Raw genomic sequence first — 11,905 nt, 5'->3', positions numbered from 1 at the left:
GCAGCGGTCGTTGGTTTGATTCTTGCCGGGGCTTCCGCGCCCGTGATTCTCGATCAGTTTCTGGATGAGAAAGAGGGTAACAGCCTGACGGCGTATCGCGACGGCGGCGGGCTCTGGACGATTTGTCGTGGCGCCACGATGGTTGATGGCAAGCCAGTAGTACAGGGCATGAAGCTGTCAGCTGAGAAATGCGCCCAGGTAAACGCCATTGAACGCGACAAGGCGCTGGCGTGGGTTGAGCGAAATATCAAAGTACCACTAACCGAACCACAGAAAGCGGGTATCGCTTCTTTCTGCCCGTATAACATCGGCCCCGGAAAATGTTTCCCATCTACGTTCTATAAGCGAATTAATGCGGGCGACCGTAGAGGTGCCTGTGAAGCGATCCGCTGGTGGATTAAAGACGGTGGCCGCGACTGTCGTCTGACCAAAGGCCAGAAAAGCGGCTGCTACGGACAGGTTGATCGAAGAGACCAGGAAAGCGCTCTGACATGCTGGGGGATAGGCCAGTGAGTAAAACATTTGCTGTGTTTCTACTGCTGGCTGGTGCGTTTATTGCCGGAAATGTCTGGAGCGACCGGGGCTGGCAAAAGAAATGGGCGGAACGTGATAGTGCTAAGTCTTCGCAGGTTGCGAACGCGCAGACCGCCGCCCGCATGATTGAGCAAGGGCGCATAATTGCCCGTGATGAGGCTGTAAAAGATGCACAAGCGCAAGCCGCTAAATCTGCTGCCACTGCTGCTGGCCTGTCTGCCACTGTTAACCAGCTGCGTACCGAAGCAACAAAGCTTGCCACCCTCCTGGACGCCGCAAAGCATACCGCAAATCTTGCCACTGCCGTCAGAAGCAAAACAGCCGGAGCCGACGCCGCAATGCTCGCCGACATGCTTGGACGCCTTGCAGAAGAAGCTCGATGTTATGCTGAACGATCTGACGAACGCTACCGGGCAGGAATGACGTGTGAGCGCATTTACGACTCAGTGAGGCAGTCAAACAACAACAGGGTTAGACGATGAACGCAGAAAACCTAAGTGAAGCGTATTACTTCAATAACGATATAAAAGAACTACAGCGTCAGAAAAGCATACTGGAAAGTGGTGCCGGACTTGGTGTGACAATCCAGTCTACCTATCAGGATAACGCCTTTCTTGATGCCATACGCCCGCATGCAGTGACTGAACTTGACCGCCGTATTGTGGAGAAGAAAAAATTCCTCTCCACTCTGGGTGTTACACTCTCTTAAATGAGAACAACAATAAAAGGTTATGTCTGCTTTGCCACATTCTGAGAGTATGGGTTTTATTTGGTATTCAATCAGTTACTTTATTGGTTTGCTTTCAGATGGAAGATAGATGTTTCCACAGAAGGGGCAAATTAACGTTATATTGTTTTTTATTCTCGACAGACTGTGCATTGACTGGCGGGAGCAATGAGGACAAGTACTTTTCACATGGCGTAAAGTACGCATCTTGATATCTTTGAGTATCGACATGTTGATTGTCCTGGTGGGCGGTTAACAACCATACACCACATGTTGGCTAATAGCTTCTTTTATAACCGTTACGATGTAATCGTTAGCGATAATCAATCAAGCCTCGCAGTAGCGGGGCTTTTTAACAACTGAGGAATGAGCAATACAGTAGTTCTTACAGCTAAGCAGATTGAAGACCTGGCGGCCTTCGCAAAAGAAGATGGCCAGCCACAATACACCATCACTACCGGAACAATCCCTGAGTTCGAAGCGGATGATGGCAAGGTTATCCCTGAGTACACCGGGCTGATTGCCTATTCCGAGTAGCTAGAGCATAGCGTTCTACAGCTCGATAACTAACGAATCAACAAAACTTTCCATCCGTCATGACACTGCAATGCTCGTAGACATGCCAGGAAGCCTGGCAGAAGAAGCTCGATACAATGCTGAGCGCGCTGATGAAAACTACCGGGCAGGAATGACATGTGAGCGGATTTATGAGTCCGTAAAAATACTAACAATGAATCGTAGAGAAAAAATAATAGATCTATAAATTAAGATGTTGACGGTTTTCGTGGATAAATTTGTAAATTTTTACTATGAAAGAAATACGACTCTTCCTTGAGTCAAAATCCCTGACAACTTAGGGTGATAGATAAAGGTCTTACGCAGCATGACATAATTTTCGATTTAAGCTATTTAAATTAATTTTTATGGTCAAAACCCACTGAGATTTACTTACAAAACTAAACCTTGCTATGTTTGGTTAATCATGCGTTAATGAATGTCTGGTTTGTAACGAATTTATCTGAAGCAGTCGCTGTAATAATTTTATTCCTTGTTCCTGTTGAGATTTCCTTGTTAGCTTTTCTCTCTGATAATTTTTTTCGGACCATTCTGCCCAAGGGCTTACTCAATAAAGGTAATGTTTATGTCTAATAAAATGACTGGTTTAGTTAAATGGTTTAATCCTGAAAAAGGTTTTGGTTTTATCACTCCAAAAGATGGCAGTAAAGATGTGTTTGTTCACTTCTCTGCTATCCAGAGTAATGATTTCAAGACGCTGAATGAGAATCAGGAAGTTGAATTTAGTGTTGAACAGGGACCTAAAGGCCCCACGGCAGTTAATGTCGTGGCTGTATAAGGTAACTGTTATTACTAATAATATTCACTTCAGATGTCCGTGTTGCCACGGATCTCAGTACCGAACGTCAAACTTTGATGTTACTGAAAAAAATCCTTTCGGAGCAAAATGTATTTTTTGCAAATCAACAATGATTACATTTGATAATATTGCACTGTACATTCGTTCTGGTCAGTCTTCTTTAGAATTCAGAAAATAAATTTCAGGCTCCTTATGGAGCCTTTTTTGTATGCTGAACCGACAATCTCTGTAAGAGACATCACGGTAAAATTATGAAAAAAGTCATCGTTTTTTTTAATGCAGAACCTGCAGTTGTTGTAACCGTAATGAAAGGTATTACTACGATAATGCGCGAGTTTCCCAATGGGGAAAAAGCACACCTACCCGTGATGTCAGCGGGATTTCCATCTCTGACAGGAGACCATAAAATAGTTTATGTAGCCTCTGATCGTGATGTCAGTTCAGAAGAGATCCTCGAGGCAGCATCGAAGCTTTTGAAATGAGATCTGGTTGTTTCGTGACCGACCCGGATTTTAGTACAGTGGTTTGTGTGGTCGCGAGCTCCTTTACATGAAGATTGTACTGCAAACTATTGATAATTGAGTCTTTCTATTCTATCTTTTAAACATATCAGCGCTTATACAAGTGCTCTACGGGGAATGTAGCATGCTTGGCGTTGATACGTTAGAGATCAAGAGAGGTAAACAATGAACGTCGAAGATTTAAAAAGAAAAACTGAAGCGGATATTTCTGAATTCATCACAAAAAAAATTATTGAACTCAAAAAAAAGACAGGAAAAGAAGTTTCCGATATCCAGTTTAATGCTCGTGAAAAAATGACTGGGCTTGAAAGCTATGATATTAAAATCACATTAATCTAATTGTTATAAGACTCAGTTCGAGTGAAAAAGCATTATCTTGAAAGGTAATGCTTTTTTATTTCTGTCATAAAATTTAGAACGTTGTCAAAGCCTTCACTTCTAACCATAGATTTTCTGCTTACCTTTTAACGGGTCCTCCTTGACGATTCTGACCATCGAGGGGCAGCAGCGGCGCGGGATTTGGAGCATTTTTGATTCTTCACGCAACCATTTCAGCATTTGATGCTGATGACGGAACACTATCCCCGAATACACTGGGTTGGTTGCATTCTCTGATTCAAAAGAACACGGTGTGCTTCAACTTGACTGAGCAGGCATTACAGCAGACATTCACTGAGTGCCTGCTGTAATGTTAAACATTAAAATTTGTATTTATTTCTTATCGTTACAATCAGGGATCATCCTCAAAAGAGTGTTATCTTTCTGGACGTAGTGATGGAATAACGCTGCACCAGCATGCGCTGCGATTAAAAAATATCCGATGTTTGCCAGTGTTTCGTGAGTATCTTTGATAAGTGATTTTGTTTCCCCGTCAGGAGTAACGAACGATGCAACGTTAAAACCTAAGAAACTCCAGTCCTTTCCACCGTAAGCCATAATTGCAATACCTAATAACGGTAGAGCCAAAAAAGAAATGTACAGCAGGATATGCATTATTTTAGCAGCCATCATCTGCCAGGCTGGTGGGGGGGGAGTGATAGCTGGATCATGATACTTTTGTTTAATAATTAATCGCATTATCATTAAAAACCAGACAAACACCCCAACATTGTAATGTGTTTCTTTCATGAGAAGGTAGGTGTTACTGCCTTGGGAAACCAGCCACGAAGCTCCATAGCTGCATAGGTTATCGCTATTAATATCAGGGGTAGCCAGTGTAAGCGAATCTGAAGTTTTGAGAATTTGACCATTATTCTTGCCTGAAACGGTGTATTACATCGACCATAAATCATGAAGCTTAACAAATCCTTATTTTTGTTGAGAGATTAAGAGTTTGTTATTCCAGCGATCTCACTTGAATGCTTTGATAATAATTCTCATTTTTATTTCTTTCTGATAATCCTTGATGTTACGGGGCAAGAACCGCGCAGATTCTCGCTATTTATGAGAACTTTCAATCAACTACTGGTTCATTTTTACTTTCCGCCTATTACACAATTTGTATCCAACAAACAGGACTATGCCGATGCCAGCACGTGCTAAACGCCCATGCCGACACAAAGGGTGTGCGGCAATCACCAACGATGTCAGCGGCTATTGTGACCAACACCGAAAGCAACATGCTGGTGACGGCTGGCGGAATTATCAGTCAGGAAAGAGCAGACAAGAACGTGGATATGGGCGGCTCTGGGAAATTAAACGAGCGCGTATCCTTCAGCGTGATAAATACCTGTGTCAGAACCATCGCCGGCAGAAGATAGCGAAGAAAGCTACCTGCGTTGACCACATCATTCCAAAAGCTCATGGCGGTACTGATGATGATGCCAATCTGGAGTCGTTGTGCTGGGAATGCCACAGAGCAAAGACAGCAAGAGATCGTATTCGATGAGTTATGCCCATTACATATACTGTGGGCAGAGTGGCTATTTTTCGAATTCCTGTTCGCACAATGCAAGCAGTTGTAGTCGCCGCAATCTGCATTGCTATTTCATCTCGATTAAAGCAGGCGCATACAAAGGGAAGGGGGGAGCAAATCCCTGACCCCTTTCGCACTTCAGGACTGCCCGCTTCCTCGCATTTTTATACCCGCGAAAAATGAAATTTAACCAGGAGTGTCGCTTATGGCTGGAACGGCGGGGCGTTCCGGGCGTCGCCCCAAGCCAACGGCGCGCAAGGAGCTGGCAGGGAACCCCGGCAAACGAGCCCTGAATAAAGAGGAACCTGTATTCACACCGATTAAAGGTGTGGCACCACCTGACTGGTTTTCTGAGGATGATGGTCTGCCAATGGCGGCCGTCATGTGGGAACTGACCACGAAAGAATTATGTGGACAGGGATTGCTGTGTGTTACCGATCTTGCCGTACTTGAGCGCTGGTGTGTTGCATATGAGTTCTGGCGCAGGGCGGTTAAAAATATCGCCAGAGAAGGGCTGACTATCACTGGTGCTATGGGGGGGAAGATAAAAAACCCTGAGCTAACCGCAAAGAAAGAGCAGGAATCAGAGATGAGCTCTACCGGCTCCATGCTTGGCCTTGATCCCAGCAGTCGACAACGCCTAATCGGCCTTGCCGGACAGAAGAAAACCTCTAACCCATTCCTGAAGATGATCAACTCATGAGCCGGAAATCGTACCCCAACGTAAACGCCGCGAATCAATACGCCCGCAACGTTGTGCGGGGGAAAATTCCGGCGTGCCAGTTTGTCATTCAGGCCTGCCAGCGTCATATCGATGACATGGCGGCTGAAAAGAGTAAGAAATTTCGTTACCGCTTCGATAAAGACATGGCAGAAAAGGCCGCGAAATTTATCCAGTTGTTGCCACATACAAAAGGAGAGTGGGCATTCAAACGGATGCCGATCACTCTGGAGGCATGGCAACTGTTTATTGTGTGCTGCGCCTTTGGCTGGGTCCAGAAAGGGTCGAAGCTTCGACGATTTCGCGAGGTTTACACGGAGATACCGCGTAAAAATGGGAAATCAGCTATTTCGGCAGGTGTGGCGCTGTACTGTTTTACCTGTGATAACGAGTTTGGCGCTGAAGTATATTCCGGGGCCACAACTGAAAAACAGGCGTGGGAAGTATTCAGACCAGCTCGTCTGATGTGTAAGCGCACCCCGCTGCTGGTGGAAGCGTTCGGGATTGAAGTTAATGCGTCCAACCTGAACCGGCCAGAAGATGGCGCGCGTTTTGAGCCGCTGATTGGTAACCCTGGGGACGGCGCTTCACCGCACTGTGCGATTGTTGACGAGTATCACGAACATCCCACAGATTCGCTCTACACCACTATGCTGACGGGTATGGGGGCGCGACGACAACCACTAATGTGGGCGATCACGACGGCGGGTTACAACATTGAGGGTCCATGCTACGACAAACGGCGTGAAGTGATTGAGATGCTGAACGGCACAGTACCGAATGAGGAATTGTTCGGCGTGATATACACCGTCGACGAGGGGGATGACTGGACCGATCCTAAAGTGCTGGAAAAAGCTAACCCGAATATGGGCGTGTCGGTCTATCGTGACTTTCTCCTCAGCCAGCAACAGAGAGCTATTAATAACGCCCGTCAGGCTGGTGTATTTAAAACTAAACACCTCAACATCTGGGTTGCAGCCCGTGCCGCTTTCTACAACCTGGTTTCCTGGCAGAACTGTGAGGATAAGACACTTACGCTGGAGCAATTCGAAGGACAGCCATGTGTTCTGTCTTTCGACCTGGCGCGCAAGCTGGATATGAACAGTATGGCGCGGTTGTTCACCAGGGAAATTGACGGCAAGACACATTACTACAGCGTTGCTCCCCGCTTCTGGGTTCCCTACGACGCAGTATTCAGCGTTGAAAAGAACGAAGATCGTCGTACTGCGGAGCGATTTCAGAAATGGGTTGAAATGGGGCTGCTTACAGTTACTGATGGCGCTGAAGTTGATTACCGCTACATCCTTGAAGAGGCCAAGGCGGCAAACAAGCTCAACCCAGTCAGTGAGTCACCGATTGACCCGTTCGGCGCTACGGGGCTTTCACATGATCTGGCTGATGAAAGCCTTAACCCGATCACTATCGTACAGAACTACACCAATATGTCTGATCCGACGAAGGAGCTGGAAGCCGCCATTGAGTCAGGCCGCTTTCATCACGACGGGAACCCGATTATGAGCTGGTGTATCAGCAACGTCGTCGGGAAGTATTTGCCCGGTAATGACGATGTGGTTAAACCCATCAAAGAGCAGAACGAAAACAAAATCGATGGCGCGGTTTCGCTGATTATGGCAATCGGACGGGCAATGTTGAATAGCCGGGCAAGTAATTCATCCGTTTACGACGAGGAAGATGTAGCATGCTAATGACGTTTTTAAGTTTTTTTATCGGCCTCGCCGGAGCCGCGTTACTGTCTGCCGGTGCCTGGCTTATTTCACCTGCAGCCGGGCTTATTACTGGCGGTTCAATCTGCCTGCTGTGGTCATTTTTAATCGCGAAATCAATGTCTGCCAGCGTAATTAAATCAGGGGGTGAATAATGTTCATTCCCCAGATGTTTCGGGGTAAATCTCAGTCTGGTGGTAGTTTCTGGCAGGCGATGCTGGGTGGTGTGAGTTCCAGCCAGAGCAAGGCGGGGATCATTATCACTTCTGAAACAGCAATGGCGTTATCGGCGGTCCGGGCATGTGTAACGCTTCTGGCGGAATCGGTTGCGCAGCTGCCGTGTGAACTTTACAGGCGAGGCGCTAACGGAGGCCGTGAACGGGCGACTGACCACCCTGTTTATGATCTGATTCATTCCCAGCCCAACAAAAAAGACACTTCATTTGAGTACTTTGAACAGCAGCAGGGCCTGCTTGGTCTGGAGGGGAATTGCTACTCGATCATCGACAGGGACGGGAAAGGTTATCCCCGCGAATTAATCCCGGTTAATCCCCAAAAGGTCATTGTCCTGAAAGGCCCGGATGGGATGCCATATTATGAACTACCCGAAATTGGCGAAACGTTGCCAATGCGCATGATGCATCATGTGAAGGTCTTCTCACTGGATGGCTATATCGGCAGTTCCCCAATCCAGACGAACGCGGATGTTCTTGGGCTAAACCTCGCCGTGGAAGAGCATGCTTCTCAGGTCTTTCGCCGTGGTACAACGATGAGCGGCGTTATTGAGCGTCCAAAAGACGCTCCGACGATCAAAAGCCAGGATGCTATCGACCGCCTGCTGGCAAAGTGGACGGACAGATATTCCGGCGTCAGAAACGCCTTCTCTGTTGCATTGCTTCAGGAAGGGATGAGCTACAAGCAGTTATCTCAGGACAATGAGAAAGCGCAGCTGTTGCAATCCCGACAATGGGGCGTGGAAGAAGTGTGCCGGCTCTATAAAATCCCGCCTCATATGGTGCAGATGCTGGCGAAAGCCACGAATAACAACATTGAGCACCAGGGGCTGCAGTTTGTGATGTACACGCTGTTGGCCTGGCTGAAGCGTCATGAAGGCGCATTAATGCGCGATCTGCTTTTACCCAGCGAGCGCGGTGATCTGTACATTGAATTCAATGTTTCTGGCCTGCTGCGCGGGGATCAGAAGTCACGCTATGAATCTTATGCACTAGGCCGCCAGTGGGGCTGGTTATCGGTTAACGACATTCGCCGCATGGAGAACCTTCCACCCATCGCCGGAGGGGACAAATACCTGACGCCTCTGAATATGGTCGACAGTAAACAAATCTTACCTGGCGATAACACGCCAACAGCAAAACAACTGGCAGAAATCAACTCTATTCTGTCCAGAAACTGAATATCACCCGCAGCGCGGGCTGACCTGGTAAACATCATGACAAAAAATTTAATTAATCTGCCGCACCTGGCGGCTATGGTCTTTGGTGTTCCGCATTACGTGACACGACAGACAATGGATTCTGTAAAAGCTGTGCTGGTTCCCCGTATTCAGGGATTATCAGAAGAGGCTGGAATTCACATGACGCAGGATCCTGATAACAATCAGGCGCCAGATTTGGTTCAACCAGCTGGTGGAATGGCAGTTATTCCTGTTCACGGCATTCTGGTTCCGCGTCGTGGGCAAATTACTGCAATGTGTTCTGAACTTACCAGCTATGAGCGCATACGTAGCCAGGTGCATGCTGCATTAAATGACCCTTCCATCAGTGAAATTGTGCTGGATATAAATTCTGGTGGTGGTGCGGCGGTTGGATGCAAGGAACTGGCTGATTATATTTTCCAGTCACGTCAAACTAAGCCTATTACTGCAATTGTGAACTACAGCGCCTATTCTGCGGCTTACTTTATCGCTTCGGCCTGCAGCAAAATTGTAGTCAGCCAGACCAGTGGAGTCGGCTCGATTGGAGTGATCATGGAACACCTGGATACTTCCAGGATGGAAGAGCAAATGGGGTTAACATTCACCACGATTTTTCGGGGAGATAACAAAAATAACGGTACACAACATGAGCCGCTGAGTGAAGACGCTCGGGGAATGTTCCAGAGGATGATTGACGATATGTACGAGACGTTTATTACCTCTGTAGCGGAATACCGGAATCTTGCCCCTCAGACGGTGATTAACACGCAGGCCGGAATCTATTTCGGCGCTGATGCCATTTCTGCTGGTCTTGCTGATGAAGTTTCGGATCCTCAGTCTGCGATTAATGCCATTGCAGCAAAGTACAAACAACCTCAACAAACCACTTCTATAAAGTTGCAGGCCGCCGCGATGGACCTGCAAACCAGAATGTGACCCGGCGCTAACGCGTCATTACCAGAAAGCAGCCTGTTGGCTGCTTTTTTTATACCAAAAAGAGAGAAAACTATGCCACAGATTGAAGAATTACGTCGTCAGCGTGCGGGTATTAATGAGCAGGTACAGGCCCTGGCCACGATTGAAACTACCGGTGGAACGCTGACAGCGGAGCAGTTAACCGAATTTGCCAGCCTGCAGCAGCAGTTCACGGATATCAGTGCCAGAATTGAGCGTCTGGAAGCGGCTGAACGTGCTGCAGCACTTGTTGCCAAACCGGTTAAAGGTACACAGCAGGCCCCTGGTATCAGCGTTAAAGCAGAGCCAAAGCAATATACCGGCGCAGGCATGACCCGTCTGGTAATGTCGATTGCGGCAGCACAGGGTAACGTCCAGGACGCTGCAACATTTGCAACTGAAGAACTGAATGACCCGTCTGTCTCGATGGCCATCAATACTGCCGCCGCGTCAGGTGGCGTTCTTATTCCGCAAAACCTGCACAGCGAGGTGATCGAACTGCTGCGCGATCGCACCATCGTTCGTAAGCTGGGCGCGCGCTCCATTCCGCTGCCGAATGGCAATATGGCGCTGCCGCGTCTGGCCGGTGGTGCGACGGCGAGCTACACCGGGGAAGGCAAGGATGCGAAAACATCAGAAGCGCGCTTCGATGATGTGAAACTCACTGCGAAAACCATGATTGCAATGGTGCCAATCTCCAACCAGCTGATTGGTCGTGCCGGCTACAACGTGGAGCAACTGGTCCTGCAGGATATTCTGACCGCGATTTCTGTTCGCGAAGATAAAGCCTTTATGCGCGATGACGGTACCGGTGATACGCCTGTCGGTATGAAAGCGCGGGCAACTGAGTGGAACCGCCTGCTGCCGTGGGAAGCTGCTGCAGAGGTTAATCTGCAGACGATTGATACCTATCTCGACAATATTATCCTGATGGCGATGGACGGGAACAGCAACATGATCAGCTGCGGCTGGGGCATGTCGAACCGTACCTACATGAAACTGTTCGGTCTGCGCGACGGTAACGGTAACAAGGTCTACCCGGAAATGGCCCAGGGGATGTTGAAGGGATTTCAGATTCAGCGTACCAGCGCTATCCCGGCAAACCTCGGTGACGCAGGCAAAGAGTCGGAAATTTACTTCGCTGACTTTAATGATGTGGTTATCGGTGAAGACGGCAACATGAAGGTGTCGTTCTCGCAGGAAGCCTCCTATCAGGACGGGGACGGAAATCTGGTTTCCGCGTTCTCCCGTAACCAGTCGTTGATCCGCGTGGTGACGGAGCACGATATCGGCTTCCGTCATCCGGAAGGTCTTGTACTCGGGACAAAAGTGCTGTTTTAACCGGTCCTGCACTCTGTGCGACCACGGTCGCACAGAATAAAAGCACGTAATCCCCCAGGCCCGCAGTAGCGGGTTTTTTCTTTTCAGGAGCAAAACGATGACAACGAAATCAGCAAAAGCAGCGGCAGCGGCGGCTGCAGCCGGTGATGTGAAAAAGCCGGATGAACTGACGCCGGAAAATTCAGTGGACGGGGATGACGGTCAGAATACTGCAGCGGGTTCAGATAATGCCGGTGTTGAACTGACCGGAAGTGAAACAAACGGGACTACGGGCCTGACGGGAGCAGAAGTGGCGCGGAAAGCGGTTTTTTTCCTGGGACCCTATCATCGTTATTCACGCGGTGATACGGCCTGTTTTGATGCTGAGTACGCAGAGAAACTGGTTGAACGCCATATTGCGGTATGGCCAGAAGATGCGGAAAAGGCGCTGAGTCCCCGCAAGGGAGCCGATGACCATGATACTGACATTGGATGATGTGAAAATCCAGCTCCGTCTGGAGCCGGATTTCACAGAGCATGACGGCATGCTCACTAAAATGGTGGCGGCGGCGCAAAAGAGTATTGAACGTGACTACTACTGCAAACTGGTGGGAAGCGATGACGAACTGCAGGCGCTGCCGGAAGGTGTACGCGGTTTTGTGGCGGATGAAGATATCCA

The 11,905-nt window shown here is 48.3% G+C and carries 19 protein-coding genes and 1 pseudogene; 18 read left to right on the top strand and 2 right to left on the bottom strand.

Going from position 1 to position 11,905, the window contains the following annotated elements:
• The 3 genes from OGV94_RS25075 to OGV94_RS25065 all read left to right on the top strand — a co-directional run.
• Positions 1-513, top strand: a 513-nt coding sequence (locus OGV94_RS25075) for a lysozyme (RefSeq protein WP_286524715.1), incomplete at its 5' end; no start/stop codon positions are given.
• Complete coding sequence (locus tag OGV94_RS25070; RefSeq protein ID WP_286524712.1) at positions 492-1,016, top strand: DUF2514 domain-containing protein; 525 nt, start codon at positions 492-494, stop codon at positions 1,014-1,016. The genes OGV94_RS25075 and OGV94_RS25070, both read left to right, overlap by 22 nt.
• A complete protein-coding gene (locus tag OGV94_RS25065; RefSeq protein ID WP_286524709.1) occupies positions 1,013-1,243 on the top strand; it encodes a hypothetical protein in 231 nt (76 codons plus the stop codon). Before OGV94_RS25070 ends, OGV94_RS25065 begins: the two co-directional genes overlap by 4 nt.
• Positions 1,244-1,318: 75 nt before the next feature.
• Here the strand turns inward: OGV94_RS25065 and OGV94_RS25060 are convergent, their stop codons facing one another.
• Entirely contained in the window at positions 1,319-1,492 is a 174-nt protein-coding gene (locus tag OGV94_RS25060) for a YnfU family zinc-binding protein (RefSeq protein ID WP_218116983.1), read from the bottom strand.
• A gap of 135 nt (positions 1,493-1,627) precedes the next feature.
• Between OGV94_RS25060 and OGV94_RS25055 the strand changes: the two genes are divergently transcribed.
• The 6 genes from OGV94_RS25055 to OGV94_RS25030 all read left to right on the top strand — a co-directional run bounded on the left by OGV94_RS25055 (position 1,628) and on the right by OGV94_RS25030 (position 3,496).
• Positions 1,628-1,798: a hypothetical protein gene (locus OGV94_RS25055; RefSeq protein ID WP_167394263.1), complete on the top strand. Its 171-nt coding sequence runs from the start codon at positions 1,628-1,630 to the stop codon at positions 1,796-1,798.
• Between the two features lie 70 nt (positions 1,799-1,868).
• Positions 1,869-2,024 (top strand): DUF2514 family protein, encoded by a 156-nt coding sequence (locus OGV94_RS25050; RefSeq protein WP_080625038.1) that lies wholly within the window; start codon positions 1,869-1,871, stop codon positions 2,022-2,024.
• Between the two features lie 378 nt (positions 2,025-2,402).
• Positions 2,403-2,615, top strand: a complete 213-nt coding sequence (gene cspG, locus OGV94_RS25045) for a cold shock protein CspG (RefSeq protein ID WP_000066494.1) — start codon at positions 2,403-2,405, stop codon at positions 2,613-2,615.
• A gap of 10 nt (positions 2,616-2,625) precedes the next feature.
• Entirely contained in the window at positions 2,626-2,814 is a 189-nt protein-coding gene (gene ymcF / locus OGV94_RS25040) for a cold shock small protein YmcF (protein WP_057069020.1), read from the top strand.
• A gap of 73 nt (positions 2,815-2,887) precedes the next feature.
• Positions 2,888-3,118, top strand: coding sequence for a hypothetical protein (locus tag OGV94_RS25035; protein ID WP_000756041.1), 231 nt, complete (start codon positions 2,888-2,890; stop codon positions 3,116-3,118).
• Between the two features lie 204 nt (positions 3,119-3,322).
• Positions 3,323-3,496 carry a GnsA/GnsB family addiction module toxin gene (locus OGV94_RS25030; RefSeq protein ID WP_001100119.1) on the top strand — a complete coding sequence of 58 codons (174 nt, stop codon included), beginning with the start codon at positions 3,323-3,325 and terminating at the stop codon, positions 3,494-3,496.
• Between the two features lie 372 nt (positions 3,497-3,868).
• On the opposite strand, the pseudogene OGV94_RS25025 reads toward OGV94_RS25030, so the two are convergent.
• Positions 3,869-4,407: pseudogene (locus OGV94_RS25025) on the bottom strand (cytochrome b).
• Positions 4,408-4,682: 275 nt separating this feature from the next.
• Here OGV94_RS25025 and OGV94_RS25020 point away from each other — a divergent pair.
• The 9 genes from OGV94_RS25020 to OGV94_RS24980 form a co-directional block, all read left to right on the top strand.
• A complete protein-coding gene (locus OGV94_RS25020) occupies positions 4,683-5,045 on the top strand; it encodes an HNH endonuclease (protein WP_181231324.1) in 363 nt (120 codons plus the stop codon).
• A 232-nt stretch (positions 5,046-5,277) separates the two neighbouring features.
• Positions 5,278-5,775, top strand: coding sequence for a phage terminase small subunit P27 family (locus OGV94_RS25015; RefSeq protein ID WP_003832359.1), 498 nt, complete (start codon positions 5,278-5,280; stop codon positions 5,773-5,775).
• Positions 5,772-7,499, top strand: coding sequence for a terminase large subunit (locus OGV94_RS25010; RefSeq protein WP_016150031.1), 1,728 nt, complete (start codon positions 5,772-5,774; stop codon positions 7,497-7,499). The genes OGV94_RS25015 and OGV94_RS25010 overlap by 4 nt, the downstream gene beginning before the upstream one ends.
• Complete coding sequence (locus tag OGV94_RS25005) at positions 7,493-7,672, top strand: hypothetical protein (RefSeq protein WP_003832363.1); 180 nt, start codon at positions 7,493-7,495, stop codon at positions 7,670-7,672. The genes OGV94_RS25010 and OGV94_RS25005 overlap by 7 nt, the downstream gene beginning before the upstream one ends.
• The gene (locus tag OGV94_RS25000) at positions 7,672-8,931 is read left to right on the top strand and encodes a phage portal protein (protein ID WP_003832365.1); all 1,260 of its coding nucleotides are present in this window, start codon (positions 7,672-7,674) and stop codon (positions 8,929-8,931) included. Before OGV94_RS25005 ends, OGV94_RS25000 begins: the two co-directional genes overlap by 1 nt.
• Before the next feature lie 36 nt (positions 8,932-8,967).
• A complete protein-coding gene (locus OGV94_RS24995; protein WP_286523153.1) occupies positions 8,968-9,888 on the top strand; it encodes a S49 family peptidase in 921 nt (306 codons plus the stop codon).
• 72 nt (positions 9,889-9,960) lie between these two features.
• Entirely contained in the window at positions 9,961-11,247 is a 1,287-nt protein-coding gene (locus tag OGV94_RS24990; RefSeq protein ID WP_286523151.1) for a phage major capsid protein, read from the top strand.
• 97 nt (positions 11,248-11,344) lie between these two features.
• Positions 11,345-11,722, top strand: coding sequence for a hypothetical protein (locus OGV94_RS24985; RefSeq protein ID WP_286523148.1), 378 nt, complete (start codon positions 11,345-11,347; stop codon positions 11,720-11,722).
• Positions 11,703-11,905 (top strand): phage head-tail connector protein (locus OGV94_RS24980; protein WP_286524694.1); only part of this gene is annotated, 203 nt, incomplete at its 3' end. The genes OGV94_RS24985 and OGV94_RS24980, both read left to right, overlap by 20 nt.

The sequence above is a fragment of the Citrobacter sp. Ce006 genome (assembly GCF_030336535.1).
GTDB classification, from domain to species: Bacteria; Pseudomonadota; Gammaproteobacteria; order Enterobacterales; family Enterobacteriaceae; genus Citrobacter; species Citrobacter europaeus.
The sequence above is the reverse complement of the archived record's forward strand: the minus strand, read 5'-3'. Positions and strand labels throughout refer to the sequence as shown.

Excerpts from the sequence above, each read along its gene's own strand:
- OGV94_RS25015 (WP_003832359.1), top strand. The coding sequence starts at position 5,278 with ATGGCTGGAACGGCGGGGCGTTCCGGGCGTCGCCCCAAGCCAACGGCG.
- OGV94_RS25000 (WP_003832365.1), top strand. The coding sequence starts at position 7,672 with ATGTTCATTCCCCAGATGTTTCGGGGTAAATCTCAGTCTGGTGGTAGT.
- OGV94_RS24985 (WP_286523148.1), top strand. The coding sequence starts at position 11,345 with ATGACAACGAAATCAGCAAAAGCAGCGGCAGCGGCGGCTGCAGCCGGT.
- OGV94_RS24990 (WP_286523151.1), top strand. The coding sequence starts at position 9,961 with ATGCCACAGATTGAAGAATTACGTCGTCAGCGTGCGGGTATTAATGAG.
- OGV94_RS25050 (WP_080625038.1), top strand. The coding sequence starts at position 1,869 with ATGCTCGTAGACATGCCAGGAAGCCTGGCAGAAGAAGCTCGATACAAT.
- OGV94_RS25070 (WP_286524712.1), top strand. The coding sequence starts at position 492 with ATGCTGGGGGATAGGCCAGTGAGTAAAACATTTGCTGTGTTTCTACTG.
- OGV94_RS25030 (WP_001100119.1), top strand. The coding sequence starts at position 3,323 with ATGAACGTCGAAGATTTAAAAAGAAAAACTGAAGCGGATATTTCTGAA.
- OGV94_RS25065 (WP_286524709.1), top strand. The coding sequence starts at position 1,013 with ATGAACGCAGAAAACCTAAGTGAAGCGTATTACTTCAATAACGATATA.
- OGV94_RS24995 (WP_286523153.1), top strand. The coding sequence starts at position 8,968 with ATGACAAAAAATTTAATTAATCTGCCGCACCTGGCGGCTATGGTCTTT.
- OGV94_RS25060 (WP_218116983.1), bottom strand. The coding sequence starts at position 1,492 with ATGTCGATACTCAAAGATATCAAGATGCGTACTTTACGCCATGTGAAA.
- cspG (WP_000066494.1), top strand. The coding sequence starts at position 2,403 with ATGTCTAATAAAATGACTGGTTTAGTTAAATGGTTTAATCCTGAAAAA.
- OGV94_RS25020 (WP_181231324.1), top strand. The coding sequence starts at position 4,683 with ATGCCAGCACGTGCTAAACGCCCATGCCGACACAAAGGGTGTGCGGCA.
- OGV94_RS25010 (WP_016150031.1), top strand. The coding sequence starts at position 5,772 with ATGAGCCGGAAATCGTACCCCAACGTAAACGCCGCGAATCAATACGCC.
- OGV94_RS25055 (WP_167394263.1), top strand. The coding sequence starts at position 1,628 with ATGAGCAATACAGTAGTTCTTACAGCTAAGCAGATTGAAGACCTGGCG.
- OGV94_RS25035 (WP_000756041.1), top strand. The coding sequence starts at position 2,888 with ATGAAAAAAGTCATCGTTTTTTTTAATGCAGAACCTGCAGTTGTTGTA.
- OGV94_RS25005 (WP_003832363.1), top strand. The coding sequence starts at position 7,493 with ATGCTAATGACGTTTTTAAGTTTTTTTATCGGCCTCGCCGGAGCCGCG.